The sequence below is a fragment of the Paraliobacillus ryukyuensis genome, from assembly GCF_003315295.1.
Classification (GTDB): domain Bacteria; phylum Bacillota; class Bacilli; order Bacillales; family Amphibacillaceae; genus Paraliobacillus; species Paraliobacillus ryukyuensis.
Window position 1 is genome coordinate 474,986 of the sequence record NZ_QNRI01000002.1, and the last position, 17,477, is coordinate 492,462.

The 17,477-nt window shown below is 38.4% G+C and carries 18 protein-coding genes and 1 riboswitch; of the genes, 15 read left to right on the plus strand and 3 right to left on the minus strand.

Translation table 11 applies throughout. The features are described 5' to 3' along the window. Positions 1-206: 206 nt before the first annotated feature. Positions 207-431 carry a hypothetical protein gene (locus tag DES48_RS15780; protein WP_147232384.1) on the plus strand — a complete coding sequence of 75 codons (225 nt, stop codon included), beginning with the start codon at positions 207-209 and terminating at the stop codon, positions 429-431. Positions 432-530: 99 nt separating this feature from the next. On the opposite strand, the gene DES48_RS05490 is transcribed toward DES48_RS15780, so the two are convergent. Beyond that, entirely contained in the window at positions 531-1,472 is a 942-nt protein-coding gene (locus DES48_RS05490) for an NADP-dependent oxidoreductase (RefSeq protein WP_113867520.1), read from the minus strand. A gap of 185 nt (positions 1,473-1,657) precedes the next feature. Between DES48_RS05490 and pxpB the strand changes: the two genes are divergently transcribed. From pxpB to DES48_RS05560, 14 genes are all read left to right on the plus strand, one after another. Beyond that, positions 1,658-2,377, plus strand: coding sequence for a 5-oxoprolinase subunit PxpB (pxpB, locus tag DES48_RS05495; protein WP_113867522.1), 720 nt, complete (start codon positions 1,658-1,660; stop codon positions 2,375-2,377). Next, positions 2,374-3,384, plus strand: a complete 1,011-nt coding sequence (locus tag DES48_RS05500) for a 5-oxoprolinase subunit C family protein (RefSeq protein WP_245911305.1) — start codon at positions 2,374-2,376, stop codon at positions 3,382-3,384. The genes pxpB and DES48_RS05500 overlap by 4 nt, the downstream gene beginning before the upstream one ends. Position 3,385: 1 nt before the next feature. Continuing rightward, positions 3,386-4,144, plus strand: coding sequence for a LamB/YcsF family protein (locus tag DES48_RS05505; protein ID WP_113867527.1), 759 nt, complete (start codon positions 3,386-3,388; stop codon positions 4,142-4,144). Between the two features lie 86 nt (positions 4,145-4,230). Beyond that, a riboswitch (SAM riboswitch) is annotated at positions 4,231-4,341 on the plus strand. A gap of 116 nt (positions 4,342-4,457) precedes the next feature. Beyond that, complete coding sequence (locus DES48_RS05510) at positions 4,458-5,564, plus strand: methionine biosynthesis PLP-dependent protein (protein ID WP_113867529.1); 1,107 nt, start codon at positions 4,458-4,460, stop codon at positions 5,562-5,564. A gap of 25 nt (positions 5,565-5,589) precedes the next feature. Continuing rightward, on the plus strand, positions 5,590-6,696 hold the full coding sequence (locus tag DES48_RS05515) for a 5-methyltetrahydropteroyltriglutamate--homocysteine S-methyltransferase (protein WP_113867530.1): 1,107 nt from the start codon (positions 5,590-5,592) through the stop codon (positions 6,694-6,696). 74 nt (positions 6,697-6,770) lie between these two features. After that, the gene (locus DES48_RS05520; protein ID WP_113867532.1) at positions 6,771-6,950 is read left to right on the plus strand and encodes a hypothetical protein; all 180 of its coding nucleotides are present in this window, start codon (positions 6,771-6,773) and stop codon (positions 6,948-6,950) included. A gap of 141 nt (positions 6,951-7,091) precedes the next feature. Next, positions 7,092-8,399 carry a hemolysin family protein gene (locus DES48_RS05525; RefSeq protein WP_113867534.1) on the plus strand — a complete coding sequence of 436 codons (1,308 nt, stop codon included), beginning with the start codon at positions 7,092-7,094 and terminating at the stop codon, positions 8,397-8,399. A 170-nt stretch (positions 8,400-8,569) separates the two neighbouring features. After that, a complete protein-coding gene (locus tag DES48_RS05530) occupies positions 8,570-9,589 on the plus strand; it encodes a methionine ABC transporter ATP-binding protein (protein WP_113867536.1) in 1,020 nt (339 codons plus the stop codon). Next, positions 9,589-10,248: a methionine ABC transporter permease gene (locus tag DES48_RS05535; protein ID WP_113867538.1), complete on the plus strand. Its 660-nt coding sequence runs from the start codon at positions 9,589-9,591 to the stop codon at positions 10,246-10,248. The genes DES48_RS05530 and DES48_RS05535 overlap by 1 nt, the downstream gene beginning before the upstream one ends. A 17-nt stretch (positions 10,249-10,265) precedes the next feature. After that, complete coding sequence (locus DES48_RS05540; protein WP_113867540.1) at positions 10,266-11,285, plus strand: uroporphyrinogen decarboxylase family protein; 1,020 nt, start codon at positions 10,266-10,268, stop codon at positions 11,283-11,285. 40 nt (positions 11,286-11,325) lie between these two features. Beyond that, a complete protein-coding gene (locus DES48_RS05545) occupies positions 11,326-12,144 on the plus strand; it encodes a MetQ/NlpA family ABC transporter substrate-binding protein (protein ID WP_113867542.1) in 819 nt (272 codons plus the stop codon). A 46-nt stretch (positions 12,145-12,190) separates the two neighbouring features. Next, a complete protein-coding gene (locus DES48_RS05550; protein ID WP_113867544.1) occupies positions 12,191-12,994 on the plus strand; it encodes a pyrroline-5-carboxylate reductase family protein in 804 nt (267 codons plus the stop codon). 16 nt (positions 12,995-13,010) lie between these two features. After that, complete coding sequence (locus DES48_RS05555) at positions 13,011-13,787, plus strand: VOC family protein (RefSeq protein WP_113867546.1); 777 nt, start codon at positions 13,011-13,013, stop codon at positions 13,785-13,787. Between the two features lie 226 nt (positions 13,788-14,013). Continuing rightward, entirely contained in the window at positions 14,014-14,874 is an 861-nt protein-coding gene (locus tag DES48_RS05560; protein ID WP_113867548.1) for an aldose epimerase family protein, read from the plus strand. Between the two features lie 138 nt (positions 14,875-15,012). Here the strand turns inward: DES48_RS05560 and DES48_RS05565 are convergent, their stop codons facing one another. Further along, a complete protein-coding gene (locus DES48_RS05565; protein ID WP_113867549.1) occupies positions 15,013-15,531 on the minus strand; it encodes a hypothetical protein in 519 nt (172 codons plus the stop codon). 143 nt (positions 15,532-15,674) lie between these two features. Continuing rightward, entirely contained in the window at positions 15,675-17,114 is a 1,440-nt protein-coding gene (gene bglA / locus DES48_RS05570; RefSeq protein ID WP_113867551.1) for a 6-phospho-beta-glucosidase BglA, read from the minus strand. Between the last annotated feature and the right edge of the window lie 363 nt (positions 17,115-17,477).

Genomic DNA, 17,477 nt, shown 5'->3' on the forward strand with positions numbered 1-17,477 from the left:
TCATAACTCAAAACACATTGGTTATTCTATAATTCTAATAAGACTAATTCCATATTTTCGGAAATTTATAAACCATTTTATTGTCGTTAGATGGTACAATTAACGACAATAGAATAGGGCAAAGGTGATTTTTTGTCAAAGCAATCATTTATTATAATAGCTTCTTCTTTAGTTTTTATCGTTGCAATAGATGGTGTACTAATTTTTTGTCAAAGCCGCTTATACGTATGGATCTGTGGTTACTTACAATATTAGTCGTATGCCTGATAAGGGAAGAGGGAAGTACAATTTTCTTCCATGTCGCTAACGATCATACGTTAGGGTGTCCAGGGGGATTACAAGGAAATATGGTATCTATCTTAAAATGGATTAACCCTTCAAAGTATCCTGTCATCGTTCAAACACCAGTCAGCGACCTAGGTAATTATTAATTACAAATGACCTATCATAAAAAGCCTGCTCGTTTCTAATAACGAACAGGCTTACCTAACAGAGGTTGCCTCTGTCATCATCGTGAGGCAACGTTTTTATTATTTCATTTTCAATACAATTTTGCCCTTCGCATGATGACTTTCGCTCAACTCATGTGCTTTTCTAATATTTTCTTCTGTGAAATCAAAGACATGTCCAACTTGAGGTTTAACTTTACCATTAGCAAGCAATTTGGCTACTTGCTTTAAATCATCACCGAAGCCGCTAGAAAATACCCAATAGCCAGATACCTTAATATTATATTCATCTGCGAGTGTTTGATCTGGATTTCCGAGAATGGACACAATACGACCACCAGGCTTCACTACGCGACAACTTTTTTCTAATGTTTCCCCAGCGATGGTGTCTAGTACGACATCAATATCATGAAGAACTTGTTCAAAATCTTCTGTTCGATAATCGATCACTTGATCTGCGCCAAGGTTTTTGACGTATTCCTCATTTGCTTGACTAGCGGTAGTAACGACATAGGCACCAATCGATTTGGCGATTTGAATAGCGAGACTCCCTACACCACCTGCTCCAGCATGGATAAGCACTTTTTCGCCCTTTTGTAAGTTTGTTAGTTTTACTAAGCTCTCCCAAGCAGTAAGTCCTGCCAATGGAATCGAGGCAGCTTCTTCAAATGATAAATTTTCAGGGATTTTTGCTAAATAGTTGCTATTTACTGCAGTATAAGTAGCGTAACTGCCATTAGGGGAGAGAGCTGGCTTGGCAAACACGGCATCTCCAACTTGAAAATTGGTTACATCTGATCCGACTTCGACGATTTTCCCTGCCACATCCCATCCTAGTATAATTGGAAAAGAGAATCGTAACATTTCTTTAAAAAGGCCATTGCGGATATTCCAATCAATCGGGTTGACTGATGCTGCATATACTTCAATGATTACTTGGTCACGAGTTGGCACTGGAAAAGCGACGTCTTGTTCTTCTAATACATTTTTATCTCCATATCGGTTAATGGTAATTGCTTTCATTAAAAACCCTCCATTCCTTTTTCTAAGATTAGTATATTAAAAATCAACTCATCTACCAAAAATCTTGCTTCACCTTGTAAAATAGGTGAAATAGGATAAAGCGTAATACTATTAAAAAGACAAGCTTAACGTAATAATGTTAGAATAATAGGAAAATTAATTACTATACGGAAGAAGGGAACACGATGGATCTACGATTTGAACCGATGGGTGATCATGGGGTAATCATTACCTGCGGAGATGCGTTAACAGACGAGACATTTCATAAAGTAGTCGGACTTCTTCAGGTCTTAGAGCAGGCGCATGAATCTTGGATTGTTGAATGCATCCCAGGGTATATAAATGTGACTGTTCTCTATGATCCAATGAAAATATTCTATATCAAAATGGTGGAACAAGATGATAGAAATGTGTATACATACGTGGTAGATAGGCTGCAACAAATCACCAACCAAATTGAAGTTTTTTCTGAAACAGATGGTCAAACGATCGCTGTGCCGGTATGCTATGGAGGAATGTATGGTCCTGATCTTAGCTATGTAGCAAACTATCATGGTTTAACAGAGCAAGAAGTCATCTCTATTCATACAAGTGCAAGTTATCGTGTTCATATGATTGGTTTTGCTCCAGGATTTCCATACCTCGGCGGCTTATCAGAGCAATTAGCTACGCCAAGAAAAGATGTCCCAAGGAAACAAATTTCAGCAGGTTCGGTAGGGATAGCCGGTAATCAAACGGGGGTCTACCCATTAGCAACACCTGGTGGTTGGCAATTGCTCGGACGTACACCTGTAGCTTTATTTGATCCAGCATCCGATCGTCCTTTTCTCGTACAACCGGGTGATTCAATGCAGTTTTATCCGATTACGGAGTTAGAATATCAGTGTTGGGAGGCGGAAAAGTGATTCATGTATTAAAAGCAGGTCTCTTAACGACTGTGCAAGATTTAGGTAGATTTGGTTATCAAAAAGACGGTGTTGTTGCCTGTGGCGCGATGGATGCTATCGCCCATAAAACTGCGAATTGGATTGTTGGTAATCAAGCAAACGAAGCGACGCTTGAAATGACTTTATCAGGTCCTGTCATCGAATTTGAATCAGACGCTGTCATTGCAATAACCGGTGCTTCTATACAACCAACTATCTTTGGTAAAAAGATCGATCAACATAAACCAGTCTATGTTCGAGCTGGATCAATTTTACGCTGTGGTTACGCCGATTATGGTTGCCGTGCTTATTTAGCAATTGCCGGAGGTTTTGAGGTGGATAGAGTAATGGGAAGCAAGTCGACGTATTTGCGGGCAAAACTTGGCGGTTGGAAAGGCCGAGCGCTAAGAAAAGCAGATCAGCTTCCCATTGGTAAGGAAACAAACCAGCAGCTACTAGTAAAACAGAAATTAATCCATCGGTTACAATCAAATGCGGATTTTTCACAAGCCAATTGGTCTGTTCCAGTCTGGGACTATGGTATAAACAGAAAAAATATAACTGTTCGCGTAACAAAAGGCAAGCAATTTGACTGGTTCACGGAAACGAGTAGGCAACAGTTCACTTCTCTTCGCTATCAGATAACTAATGAATCGGATCGAATGGGTTATCGTTTGCAAGGCGCAGCGTTACAACTAAAAAGCGACCAGCAACTATTATCTGAAGCAACGTCCGTAGGAACAATTCAAGTACCTTCGAACGGAAAACCGATTTGTTTAATGAAAGATAGACAAACAACAGGAGGGTATCCAAAAATTGCAGAGGTTATTACAGCAGATATCCCACGTATTGCGCAAGCAAAGCCCGGAATGTTCTTGAGATTTCACTTCGTTTCCTTAAATGAAGCAGAACAAGCATTACTAAACCAAAACCAGCGAGAAGAGCAACTGCAACTTGCTATTCGTTGGAAACGGGAGGAGAGATAATGTGAAACGAATTGATATTAACTGTGACATGGGAGAAAGTTTTGGCACCTTTACCAAAGGAAATGATGAAGCCATCATGCCATATATCACCTCAGCCAATATCGCTTGCGGTTTTCATGCAGGGGACCCAGCTGTAATGGAGCGCACCGTTCAGTTAGCGTTGCAACATCAAGTGAATATCGGTGCACATCCAGGATTACCTGATCTTGCTGGCTTTGGTCGTAGGGAAATTGCCATTACGCCAAAAGAAGCGTATCAGTTAGTTGTCTATCAAATTGGGGCACTATCCGCTTTCGTTCATGCTGCAGGAGGAAGGCTCCATCACGTTAAACCACACGGAGCTTTATACAATATGGCGGGAAAAAACCGCGAGTTAGCAGAGGCAATTGTAGAAGCGGTTGTTCGAGTTGCTCCATCGTTAGTTATCTATGTTCTACCAAATAGTGAGCTACAAGAAGCTGCACATCAACGGCAATTGACTACTGCAACCGAAGTGTTTGCCGATCGTACCTACCAAACGGACGGATCATTAACACCAAGAAATGAGCAAAACGCTTTAATTACAGATACTAATCAAGCGATGAAACAAGTGCTGGAAATGGTCGAGAATCATACCGTAACGTGTACGGATCAATCAAAAATAACGATGAAGCCAGAGACGATTTGTATTCACGGAGACGGTGCGAAAGCAATTGATTTTGCTCAAACGATTTACACCCAGTTAACACAAGCTGGGATTTCGATTCAGTCATTGAAATGAATTTTTTTAAAAAATGGGTTGCATTATGATGCGTGATGTATTAGACTAACAACAAGTTAAAATATTCAAAAAATTCATATGCGATGTTCTTATCAAGAGAGGCGGAGGGAATGGCCCTACGATGTCTCAGCAACCAGCCTAATCAAAGGCCCGGTGCTAATTCCATTAGACACATAACGTGTTCTAGTAGATAAGAAGAATGACTTTTCAAGTTAAAGACCTTCTTCTTATCGAATAAGGTCTTTTTTGTTTTTCCAGAAATCGTGAAGGGAAGTCATGAACAGATAAAAATACGGGAAGAGGTGAAATCGATATGACAGATTTTACATTACAAACAAAGTTGGCCCAGTTAGGCAATCATAGTGATCCAGTAACGGGCGCAGTGAATCCACCAATTTATTTTTCCACTGCATACCAGCATAAAGGACTCGGTCAATCGACTGGATATGATTATACTCGTACCAAAAATCCGACGAGAGCCATTTTAGAAGCGGGAATTGCTGCGTTAGAAGCAGGCGAGCAAGGATTTGCTTGTAGTTCTGGTATGGCGGCAATTCAATTAGTTCTTTCCCTATTTTCATCACGGGACGAGATCGTTGTTCCTGATGATATATATGGTGGTACATATCGGTTACTAAAACATTACCAAGATGCTTATGACATTCGCACCACGTATGTAAGCTTTACCGATATAGCGGAAGTAGAAAACTGTATCACGCCGCATACGAAAGCAATTTTTATCGAAACACCAACCAATCCATTGATGCAAGAAATTGATATTGCCTCGTATGCGGCATTAGCTAACAAACATCAGTTGTTATTTATTGTTGACAACACCTTTTTAACACCCATTTTACAACAGCCCATAAAACTAGGGGCAGACATCGTGATTCATAGCGCAACCAAATATATTGGTGGTCACAATGATGTTCTAGCTGGACTTGTGGTGACGAAAGGTTCAAAGCTCTCTAAACTATTGGCAGAGTATCATAATGCTTCAGGAGCAGTCCTTTCTGCGATGGATGCTTGGCTAACAATTCGTGGTTTAAAAACACTAGCTCTACGCGTGAAGCAACAACAAAGTAATGCGCAGCAACTGGTGGCATTTCTAAGAAATGATCCACGCATTGCAGATGTACTATATTCTGGTAAAGGGGGAATGCTGTCCTTTCGATTACAAAAAGGAGAATGGGTAGCGCCGTTTTTAGAGCAGCTTAACTTAATTACATTTGCGGAGAGCTTAGGAGGGGTGGAAAGTTTTATTACCTATCCAGCTACGCAAACACATGCGGATATTCCAGAAACAGAACGTGTTGCCAGAGGAATTGATGACCGATTGTTACGCTTCTCTGTTGGAATTGAAGACGCGAATGACTTAATAGCAGATATTCACCAATGTTTAGATCATTTAGAAGAATAATAATAAAAGAAAGAATGAGATTATATTGACAACAAAAACAAGTGTAGCGCCATTTCGAGCAGATCATGTAGGGAGCTTATTACGTCCAGATAACTTATTGCAAGCAAGAAAAGATTTTCAAGAAGGAAACATTTCGTACGTCGAACTTCGTGAAGTTGAGACGAAAGAAATCGCACGAATTGTTGATAAGCAGATTGAAGCGGGACTAGATGTCGTTACCGATGGTGAGTTTCGTCGTCGCTTTTGGCACACAGACTTTTTGGAATTGTTAAATGGGGTAGAAGGGTATGTACCAGAAGTAGGGTATCAATTTAATGGAGAAGAAACCGAGCGTTATAATGTCCGTAATATAGGCAAAATTTCTTTCGATCCTGATCACCTCTTTATTAAAGATTTTAAAGAATTCAATGCCATTGTCAATGGGCGCGCTGTTGCCAAACAAACAATTCCGAGTCCTAATCAATTGTTTAATCCAGGAATTCGCGATACATCAATCTATCCAGACATTGAAGACTTTGCCAATGATATCATTCAAGCGTATCAAGATGCTGTTCAAGCATTTTATGACGCTGGTGTTCGCTACTTACAGTTTGATGACGTTTATATTGCTAGTCTTTCCTCGCCAGATATTTCTTTTGAAGATGGAGAATTCAGTCGTGAGTTTTTAATTGATTTAGCACTACGTGTGGTCAATGGCGTATTAGCAGATAAGCCAGAAGATTTAGTAGTTACGACGCATCTTTGCCGGGGAAATTATCGATCAAACTGGGCGTTTGAAGGAAGCTATGACCTAATTGCACCAACCTTATTCGCAAAAGAAAAAGTGAATGGCTTTTTCTTAGAATATGATGATGAGCGCTCTGGGGGATTCAAACCACTCGGACAAATTCCTGAAGGGGGTGCGCGTGTTGTCTTAGGTCTTGTTACCTCAAAAATAGGCGAACTAGAGGAGAAAGAAGTAATTAAAGCACAAGTAGAAGAAGCAACAAAATATGTACCGCTAAATCAATTATGCCTAAGCCCACAATGCGGCTTTGCCTCCACTCATCACGGAAATAAATTAACCGAAGAAGATCAGTGGAACAAGTTAAAGTTTATTGTGGAGACAGCGAAAGAAATTTGGGGCGAATAATATCCTTAGAATGAAGCGAAACGACATTTGGTCGTTTCGCTTTTTGCTGTTTAAAGAGGGGGATAGCAACAATATTGGGAAAGTTGCAACAACATGCGAGAAGTTGCAACAACACGGCAAGAAGTCGCAACAACATGCGAGAAGTTGCAACAACATCGGGAAAAGTTGCAACAACACGGCAAGAAGTTGCAACAACATCGGAAAAGTTGCAACAACACGGCAAGAAGTCACAACAACATCTAAAAATCCTTTAATCCTAGTGCATCGTACGTAACATGCATGTGAAAAAGATTTACTGCTGTGCTTAAATTATTTGAGTATGGAATGTAGAATAGGTATGATAATAGGGAATAGAATATATATATATATAATTTATCTAACGGGAGTTGTTTTATTTGGTTGTATCGGTTCTTATTCTAATTGTATTGATTTTATTAAATGCGTTCTTTGCAGCATCAGAAATCGCATTAGTTTCCTTAAATGATAATAAAGTAAAACGAGAGGCGGAGCGAGGGGATAAAAAAGCGATAATGCTTGATAAATTACTCAAAGAGCCTGGTCGTTTTTTAGCTACGATTCAAATTGGGATTACATTAGCAGGTTTTCTCGCTAGTGCGTTTGCTGCTGATACCTTTGCTACTCCTTTAGCGGCAGCGCTATATGATATGGGTGTTCCTATCTCCGAAGCCATTTTAAATACAATTTCTGTCATTGTGATCACGATATTACTATCCTATTTTACCTTAGTGATAGGTGAACTAGTTCCAAAACAGTTAGCCTTACAAAAAGCTGAAGCAATTGCTAATATTGCGGTAAAACCACTAACATTATTATTCAAAATCAGTTTACCAGTCGTTTCTTTCTTAAACTTTTCCACCAACACACTTGTACGTTTGTTCGGTGTTGATCCCAATGCAGAGAATGAAGAAGCAACTGAAGAAGAAATACGTATGATGGTCGATATTGGCGGAGAAAAAGGAACGATTCGTTCGGATGAAAAATTAATGATTAATAACATCTTTGAATTTAATGATAAAGAAGTTTCGGATATTATGACGCATCGAACAGATATGATGACTATCGACATTGACACACCTTTAGCGGAAGTAGTCGACGTGGTCAATGAAAAAAGATATACGCGCTTTCCGGTTTATGAAGGTGATGTCGACCATATCATTGGGATCCTACACACAAAAGATCTTATTTCCTTTATTAATAAAGTGAATGATTCCTTCCAGCTACGGGATATTTTAAGGAAGCCTTACTTTGTGATGGAGACGCAACGGATTGATGCTATCTTTAAAGATATGCAAAAAAATAATGTCCATATCGCGATTATTGTTGATGAGTATGGTGGCACGGATGGATTAATTACCATAGAAGATATTATCGAAGAGATTGTCGGGGAAATTTCTAGTGAGCATGGTGTGTCTGATCAAGAAAACCATGAGATAACGAAAATATCAACATATGAATACTACATTGCTGGTTATACCCACCTGTATGATATTGAATATCAACTAAGCTTAGATCTTCCTGTAGAAGATTATGAAACACTAAATGGCTTTCTTGTTGGGAAAATTGGCTATATTCCTGATCCAGGGGAAAATCCGTCGATCACCTATAAAAAAGTTACGTTCACGGTAGAAGAAGTATCTGAGAAGCGCATTGAAAAAGTGCATGTAAAAATCAATAATGAATAACTAGTACTTCTCCATAAAACCACGGCTATCTAAGTCGTGGTTTTTTTATGTGGATAAGGAAAATTCCTTGTCTTCTGAAATAAATTATTATTTTAAATTATATATATATATTATTCCGACTAAAAGCATAAGAATTAGAAAAGAAAAATATAAGTAAGGGGGGGAAATTAATGATTACGTTGCGGGATGTGTCAAAAACGTATCACCGTAAAAAGATTAGCACAGAAGCTCTAAAAAAAATCAATTTGCAGATAGAAAAAGGGGATATTTTTGGCGTGATAGGCTACAGTGGTGCAGGCAAAAGCACACTCGTACGATTGGTGAATTATTTGGAACGTCCGACAAGTGGAGAAATCACTGTGGATGGCAAGCATTTAGCAGAATTAAATCCACATAACTTAAGAGAAATCAAAAAAGAAATTGGCATGATTTTTCAGCAATTTAATCTGCTAGAGTCAAAAACAATTTTTCAGAATGTTGCCATGCCACTAATCCTTGCAAAAACAAATAAGCAAGTTATACAGGAAAGGGTTACAGAGTTATTAGCGTTTGTTGGTTTGGCTGATAAAGCAGCTAGTTATCCAAGTGAATTATCTGGTGGACAAAAGCAGCGAGTGGGGATAGCTCGAGCACTTGCTTCTAAACCAAAAATTCTACTCTGTGATGAGGCGACATCTGCTTTAGACCCACAAACGACACAATCAATTTTGGATTTATTGAAAAAAGTAAATGAAGAATATGGCATTACAATCTTGTTAATTACACATGAAATGGCCGTAATACAACAGATTTGTAACAAAGTAGCTGTGATGGAGGAAGGAAATATTATTGAAAAAGGATCAGTAGTATCTGTTTTTGGCAAGCCGAAACACCCTACCACCAAAGGTTTTGTGCAAACAGTAGTTAAAAACGAGTTACCGTTTAGCATTAAGACAAAGTTAAAAAAGAACCAACAGCAGAAACTTTATCGATTAGATATGATTGGTGATCATACGATGGAATCTATTTTTTATTATCTCTTTCATACCTTCCAGTTGCAAGTGACTGTTGTATTCACCAATATGACAGAGATTCAAGATAGCGTTCTTGCAGTATGGTATATCCAAGTCGAGGGAGAAGAACGTAACAAACAACAAGCTTGGTCATTTTTAGTAGAAAACCAAGTTAATGTAGAGGAGATTACTATCTAATGTTCGATACAAGTATTACTTTCGGTCAATTCATTCAAGCGATTATAGATACTTTGTATATGGTTGGGATGTCATTATTAGTAGGGACTATTATTGGTTTGATACTAGGGATACTCATTGTCGTTACTCGACCAAGTGGTGTAGTTGAAATGAAATGGATTTACGGCATTTTAAACCCAATTATAAATATTGTTCGCTCGGTACCATTCATTATTTTATTAGTAGCTATTATCCCATTCACACGAGGAATTGTTGGGACATCTATCGGAACTACTGCTGCAATTGTTCCATTAATTATTTTTATTTCTCCGTTTATTGCCCGATTAGTAGAAAACTCATTACTTGAAGTAAATCCGGGAATTATTGAGGCTGCAGAAGCAATGGGAGCAACCCCATTCCAAGTTATTTGGTATTTTGTCTTACCCGAAGCATTTGGTTCACTCATTCTCTCATTAACGACCGCAACGATCTCCTTAATCGGGGCAACAGCCATGGCTGGAACCGTAGGCGGGGGTGGTGTCGGTGATTTGGCAATTGTTTATGGTTATCAACGTTTTGATACGTTTGCAATGGTTTCTACTGTTATCATCTTAATTACTTTTGTGCAAGTCATTCAATCTATTGGTAATGCGTTAGCACGTTTGATTAGAAGGAATTAAATAGGGAGGAGTACCTAGTGACAGGATGGACGAAACATGATCGTTTTCAAGCATTATTACAAGGAGAATTTACCGATCGACCAATTGTTAGTTGCTGGCATCATTTTCTTGAATACGAACAAACTGCAGAAGACTTAGCAAAAGCAACCATTATGTTTGCGAAAAAATATAATTGGGACTGGATAAAAGTCAACCCAAGAGCAACCTACTTGGCTGAGGCTTTTGGTAATCGCTATGATTTTACCGATTACGCCTCGGTCTTCCCGAGACAGACACATGCGGTTGTGCAAAAGTCAGAAGATCTGCGTTTGATAAACAAAGTAGCTATAACCGAATCTGCTCCGCTGCAAGAACAACTAAAAGCGGTTAAATTGATTCGAACCGGTCTTCCAGGCACACCAATCGTTCAAACGTTATTTTCACCACTCACGATATTGCTGTTTTTATCAGGAAATTCATCTTACGTTGATCAGAAGATGCATGGAAGTGATACACCTTTAGCAATAGATAAGCTTATCTATTCAAATAGATCCAGTGTGCATCAGGCACTTCATGAAATTGCGCTTACCATGGCGGCGTATGTACAGGAATTAGAAACTATTGGTGTAGACGGGGTATTTTATGCTGTCACAGGGACGGCAAATCCAGACTTGTTTGATGAAGCGACGTTTAATGAATTATCGCGACCATATGATTTGATTGTTTTACATGCAATGGAAAAAGGACAACGTATTTTGCATACTTGTGGGCCTAATGCCCATCCAGAACGATTCGATGATTATCCTATCGAAGGAATTAGCTGGGATACCAAAGCAGCGGGAAACCCTGATCTTACTGTATCATTAACCAAAACAAAGGTAGCCGGTGTCGATTATCATATCTTTGCTGGCAATCAGGAAGAGTTAATTGCTCAGCAAGCAAAAGAAGCATTACAACAAATAAAAAAGCAACCTTTGCTGCTAGCACCTAACTGTGCTGTTTCGGTGGATGCTACAGAAGATGCGCTGCATACATTGCGACAAAGTGTTTATTCATAATGAAACAAAATGTATTATGAGTGAAAATGGGGGATAACGAATGAAAAAGTTATTGATTTTATTAGTCTTAACGATGTTTAGTTTAGCAGCTTGTGGCGATAAAGAAGCAAGTGATGAAAAAAAAGATATTATTATTGGTTTTGGAGTAGGAACATATGAAGAACAGTTTCGGAATGGTATCTTACCGTTATTAGAAGAACAAGGATACAATGTTGAAATTAAAGTATTTTCACAAAATATGCAAGTGAATCCGGCAATGGCTGAAGGTGCCATTGAAGCGAGTGTTTTTCAAAGTACCGCTTACATGGAAGGTATTAACGACGAATTAGGTATCGACATGGTACGACTGAATTATGTACCAGGTGCTCCTCAAAGCCTTCGTTCCGTCAACCACGAAGCATTAGATGAAGTAAAAGACGGGTCAACCGTCGCTTTGCCAAATGACCCTGTTAATCAGGAGCGAGCCGTTCGAATTCTTGAGGATTTGGGTTGGGTTAAAGTAGCGAAAGATGCAGGCACAACAGATTTTAATATCAATAGCGTATCAGCAGGAGATTATGATATTTCATTTGAAATTTTAGATCCAGCACAGATTCTCGCTTCATTAGAAGATGTTGATTATGGCGTGGTAAACGGGAATTATATTGCAAATTCAGGTCAAAAAATAAGTGATGGCTTGGCCGTAGAGGATACACCAATGGAGCATCGTATTATTGTGTCGGTTTTAGCAGAGGATCAAGATACAGAATGGGCAAAAGATCTAAAAGCAGCCTATGAATCAGTAGCATTTGAAGATTATATTTTATCCGAAGGGAAGTTTGATGGCTTTATTTTACCAGAGGCATGGGAAAGCAATTAACACCATCTGATGGAAAAGAAATTTTAAAACGAAGAGGTGTTTGTCCATGAAAAAACGAATTCATTTTATTGGTGGCGGACAAATGAGTGAAGCAATTATTCGTGCTATATTGGCCAATCGTACCGTAAGCATAGGAGATATTACTGTGACTGATGTTATCGCAGAGCGAAATGCGTATTTGACTGAAAAGTATGGTGTTACAACAAGTGATTCACAAGCTCCTCTGTTATCTCATGCTGATATCATCGTCATCGCGGTTAGGCCACAAGACGATTTAGCTACCATTAGTAATGCAATACGTTCTTATAGTAAAGCTGAAACGACGGTAGTATCGATTGTTGCTGGTGTGTCACTAGAAAAGTTTGAATCTTTATTAGGAAAAGATCGATCCATTGTACGTGTTATTCCAAATACTTTAACAGATACTGGGCTAGGCTATAGTGGTGTTGCATTAAACGCTCAAGCAAAAAAAGAACAGGTTGATTTTTTGCTGCATGGTTTTGGAAAAGTCATGTATGTAGTGGAATCTTTGATTGATAGTTTTACAGGATTTGGTGTGGCAGGGCCTAATTATGTTTATTACTTTATTGAATCATTAGCAGATGCAGGCGTGTTAGCGGGTTTGTCGCGACATCAGGCATGGAATATCGCATTGGAAAATGTGACAGGTGCAGTAGAAATGTTAAAAACATCGGGTAAACATCCACGACAATTACTAGATATTAATAATTCGGCAGGTGGTGTTGGTATACATGCTTTATATGAGCTAAACAACTCTGACTTTGCAGCAGGGTTGCAAAGAAGTGTGTTAGCAGCTATAGACAGAACAACCGCATTGGGAAAAGAATAGAAAGGAGCATCATATATTGGCAAAACTTGAATGGGATCATACCGTGCATTATGTTAAACAGTTAAACACTGCGATGAAAACTTTCCTTGCTAATGGCTTAATTGCCTTTCATGGAGGTTCACATAAAAAATGGGGAACTTGCAACGCCCTAAGTTATTTTGATTTATGTTATATCGAGTTTTTAAGTATTGAAGATCGAAATTTGGCGAGATCGATCTTAGATCCGAATGATGTTGTGAAAGATGCAGTTAAGCTGCTACCTGAACGAGAAATCTTCAGCCGCGTCGCATTACGAACAGATGATATCGAGGCGATTGCGAATCGACTAGATGCCAAAAACATAAGCCACTCACCGATAATGGATGGAAAACGAACAGATGCGCAAGGGAATTTAATCGAATGGTATATGATGACTATTCCTGGAGATTTTCACGCATTACCCTATCCATTTATAATCCAATGGAAATGTGCAGAAGACGTAAGGAGAAAACAACTACAAGATATAGGTGCAATTGGTAAGCACCCCATTGGAAATATAGCTATAAATCAAGCAATCTTTGAAGTAGAAAATCCAAGAGATGTTGTCGAACATTGGCATGATATTTTTGGAATAGACATTCTTAACATAACAACTGATGAAGCAAAGTTACTAATAGGAGATAAAATATTTTTATTTAAAAAAGGCCCTACTAATCAATTAAGGAAGTTAGCGTTTAAGTTACATGGATTACAGCTATTAGATCACACGTTTAAAATAGGTGAAGGAAGATATCAAATAAGTACGAAAAAATAGCGTCTATTACAATAGAATATCATCTCCAGATAGGATTTAAATAAGAAAAATCATACTAAACACGCTGGAATCAAGATTTATAAGATATCAACATTCGACATAAAAAAACTATTTTCACAAATGTTACATTTATCATATGTTTCTTAGTCCTTTTTTAGTATAATGATAGAGGTGTGAAGTTATAGATATATAATCAATCATTATTATGGTTAAGGGGCTATCGATAATGTACAAAATTGAAACATATGAAGAGCAGTCGTTTGCTATGTATCAATTAAGCAATGAAGATGACACGTCATGGATTACTGTCTGTCCGGAACGTGGTGGTATTATTATTGGTTACGGGGTAGATGGAAGAGAATATCTATACCTAAACAAAGAAACACTCTATGATCGTAAGAAAAATATTCGGGGCGGTATTCCAATTTTATTCCCTATCTCTGGACAATTAGAGAATAAAACATATAATTGGGACGGTAAATCGTATGAAATGCCGAATCATGGACTTGCTCGTATCCATCCTTGGGAAGTGATAGATACGAATTGTGATGATGAAAAAGCTTCGATCTCTATTCTGTTTGAAAGCAGTATCGGAACAAAAGGAACTTTTCCATTTGATTTTGAAGTTGTATTTACGTACACACTAAAACAAAATCAATTGTTTATTCATCAATCCTATCGCAATTTAGATAGTAAAAAAATGCCGATTTATCCTGGCTTACATCCATACTTTAAATCAAAATCGAAAGTGTTGAGTTTAAATACTGAAGTGGACACTTATTTTGACTATAATGATAACCAAGAGAAATCATTCAATAAAGAGATTAATTTGGAAGGCTTAAAAGAAGCGGTTGTACTTGAAACAGAGCATCAAAAATTAGAAGCACAATACGATGAGGATATCGATTTACGTATTGAAACCGCAACTGACTTTCGTTATACTGTGCTTTGGACTGAACAAGATAAAGAGTTTGTTTGTATTGAACCGTGGACAGCCACAACAGGGGAACTGAATCGAAAAGAAGAATTAATTATGGTAGAACCAAAAGATTCATTAGAAACATGGGTAAGCTTTCAAATTGTTTAATAGATAGGTAGTGAGCAATCACTGCCTTTTTTGTGTTCAAAAATAGATCTGTCTGGTAAAAAAGTAAGGAATTATGATAAAGTAGTTGCCAGATTAGTGCTTCATGACCTAATTTGGCACATGAATGTTGAGAATTTATCAGCCGTTTTGTGGGTATATGTGAGGTTTCAGTTGTGCGATTTCTCGCTCATTTCGGATCGATTTTTCCCAAATTAAATCACGATCTGCATCAATAGTGGCGAATTTTTTCATAATTTCTTGATGACTTGTTGCATTTTCTTGTGGTATGTGTTGTTGGGTTTTGTTCAGTTGGTTGAGATCTTTTTGCATGGTAGATTGATTATTCTGTATAACAGCTTGTTCTTGCCGTAAATTAGTTAAATCCTCGCGCATGAGCGTCTGTTCTTGCCGTAAGCTAGTTAAATCTTCACGCATGAGCGTCTGTTCCTGCCGTAAACTAGTTAAATCCTCGCGCATGAGCGTCTGTTCCTGCCGTAAACTAGTTAAATCTTCGCGCATAGCAACTTGATCATCTCTTAAGATACGTTGTTGCTCTTTCATATCCGTAAGTTCTAATCGCATCTCCGAAAACATATTCATTAGTTGTCCAAGTATATCTTCTAGGCGGTTAAATCTTGCTTCTACTTCTGCTTCCATCTATGTTCAACTCCTTTTGCACATGGTACTAGTATAGCTGATTTTTCCTTAGTATTCGATAAAAAAATAGCAAAAAAAACTTACCATTTCTTTATTAATCAATCAAAAAAGCAGAGGAGAATACCCCCTCTGCCTAAATAATGTTATAACTCTTTTCCATTTGTTTCAATGATATTTTTGTACCAAAAGAAAGAATCCTTTTTTGATCGTTTCATGGTGCCGTTTCCTTTATTATCGCGATCTACGTAGATCATACCATAACGTTTTTTCATTTCTCCTGTAGTAAAGGAAACGATGTCAATTATCCCCCAAAGGGTATAACCAATCACATCCACGCCATCATAGTTTACAGCTTTTTTGACAGCTTGCATGTGTGCCTCTAAATACTCGATACGATGATTATCATTGATAGACCCATCTGCTTCAACGGTATCAATCGCGCCAAAACCATTTTCGACGATAAATAAAGGAATTTGATAACGATCATATAGTCGATTTAATGTGTAGCGTAATCCAGTTGGATCAATTGCCCAACCCCAGTCGGTTGATTGAATGTATGGATTCTCTACACTTTTAGCCATTCCCCCGTTTACAACGGTACCGTCGTTTTTCTCTTGAGCATCACTTTTTACAGTGGTAGACATGTAGTAACTAAATCCGAGATAATCAACTTTCCCATTGCGTAAGATTTCCTTATCACCGTCTTCAAAAACAATATGGTATCCTTCTCGTTCAAATTCTTTTAAAACGTAGTTTGGATAGTATCCACGTACATGCACATCAGGAAAGAAGTAGCGTTCACGCATTTCTGCTTCTGCAAACATGACGTCCTCAGGATTAGAGGAATACGGATAGATTGGGACGTGGGAAACCATCGCTCCGATTTGAAAATCGGCATTAATTGCTTTTCCTTTGGCTACCGCTAAAGCACTTGCAACTAATTCATGGTGACCAGCTTGAAACATCACTTCACGAGGATTTTCTCCTTCATGCACGACTACTCCGGAATTAGTCCATAAAAATATCGGGTTATATACATCCATTTTGTTATTAATCTCATTAAAGGTAAGCCAATAGTTCACTTTATCTTTGTAGCGATTGAAACAAACCTCAGCAAATTTAACAAAGAAATCAATTACTTTTCGATTGCGAAAACCACCATATTCACGAGCTAGATGTAGGGGCATTTCAAAGTGTGATAATGTGATTACAGGTTGAATGCCATGTTTAAGCAACTCATCAAATACATTATCATAAAATTGCAGTCCTGCTTCGTTAGGCTCCTCTTCAACGCCTGTTGGAAAAATTCTGCTCCAAGCGATCGACGTTCGTAGACATTTTAAGCCCATCTCAGCAAACATGGCAATATCATCTTTGTAATGATGATAAAAATCGATTGCCTTATGATTTGGATGAAATTTATCCGGTTCAACCGTTTCGGTAATTTCTCTGGGCACTCCGTTAGCACCTGCTGTCATCACATCAACAACACTCGGCCCTTTACCAGCTTGGTTCCATCCTCCTTCAAATTGGTGAGCGGCTAAAGCACCGCCCCATAAAAAATTATTTGGCATTTTGGTCATTTTTCTTCCTCCTATTGAACCACAGTTCATATATTGCCTTCTAAGTTGTTGTCGGTTTTCCCCTGGGTGATTCCTTCTTGATAATCATCTGGATTTGTGACGCCAATTAGAGTTGGAAAACTATATCCAGCTTGTTTTATTGCATCTTGATTTGATGCAACAAGTAAATCCTCCGTTAGATGGTGAATGGTTCACCGTCTAATGGATGACAACCTTCATTATTTGTTTGACAAACACGAATAATATAATTATATGTAGCATATTAGCTCCGTGCAGTCAGCAAATGAGGTCGCTTTCCGAAGGCATCGCCTCGGGCCCACAAGACGTGGGTCAGTTAGACGTTGTCACACGACGTGACGGTTT

Coding starts and splice junctions, on each gene's coding strand:
- pxpB (WP_113867522.1), top strand. CDS start 1,658: ATGGATCTACGATTTGAACCGATGGGTGATCATGGGGTAATCATTACC.
- DES48_RS05510 (WP_113867529.1), top strand. CDS start 4,458: ATGACAGATTTTACATTACAAACAAAGTTGGCCCAGTTAGGCAATCAT.
- DES48_RS05545 (WP_113867542.1), top strand. CDS start 11,326: ATGAAAAAGTTATTGATTTTATTAGTCTTAACGATGTTTAGTTTAGCA.
- bglA (WP_113867551.1), bottom strand. CDS start 17,114: ATGACCAAAATGCCAAATAATTTTTTATGGGGCGGTGCTTTAGCCGCT.
- DES48_RS05490 (WP_113867520.1), bottom strand. CDS start 1,472: ATGAAAGCAATTACCATTAACCGATATGGAGATAAAAATGTATTAGAA.
- DES48_RS05565 (WP_113867549.1), bottom strand. CDS start 15,531: ATGGAAGCAGAAGTAGAAGCAAGATTTAACCGCCTAGAAGATATACTT.
- DES48_RS05535 (WP_113867538.1), top strand. CDS start 9,589: ATGTTCGATACAAGTATTACTTTCGGTCAATTCATTCAAGCGATTATA.
- DES48_RS05550 (WP_113867544.1), top strand. CDS start 12,191: ATGAAAAAACGAATTCATTTTATTGGTGGCGGACAAATGAGTGAAGCA.
- DES48_RS05530 (WP_113867536.1), top strand. CDS start 8,570: ATGATTACGTTGCGGGATGTGTCAAAAACGTATCACCGTAAAAAGATT.
- DES48_RS05560 (WP_113867548.1), top strand. CDS start 14,014: ATGTACAAAATTGAAACATATGAAGAGCAGTCGTTTGCTATGTATCAA.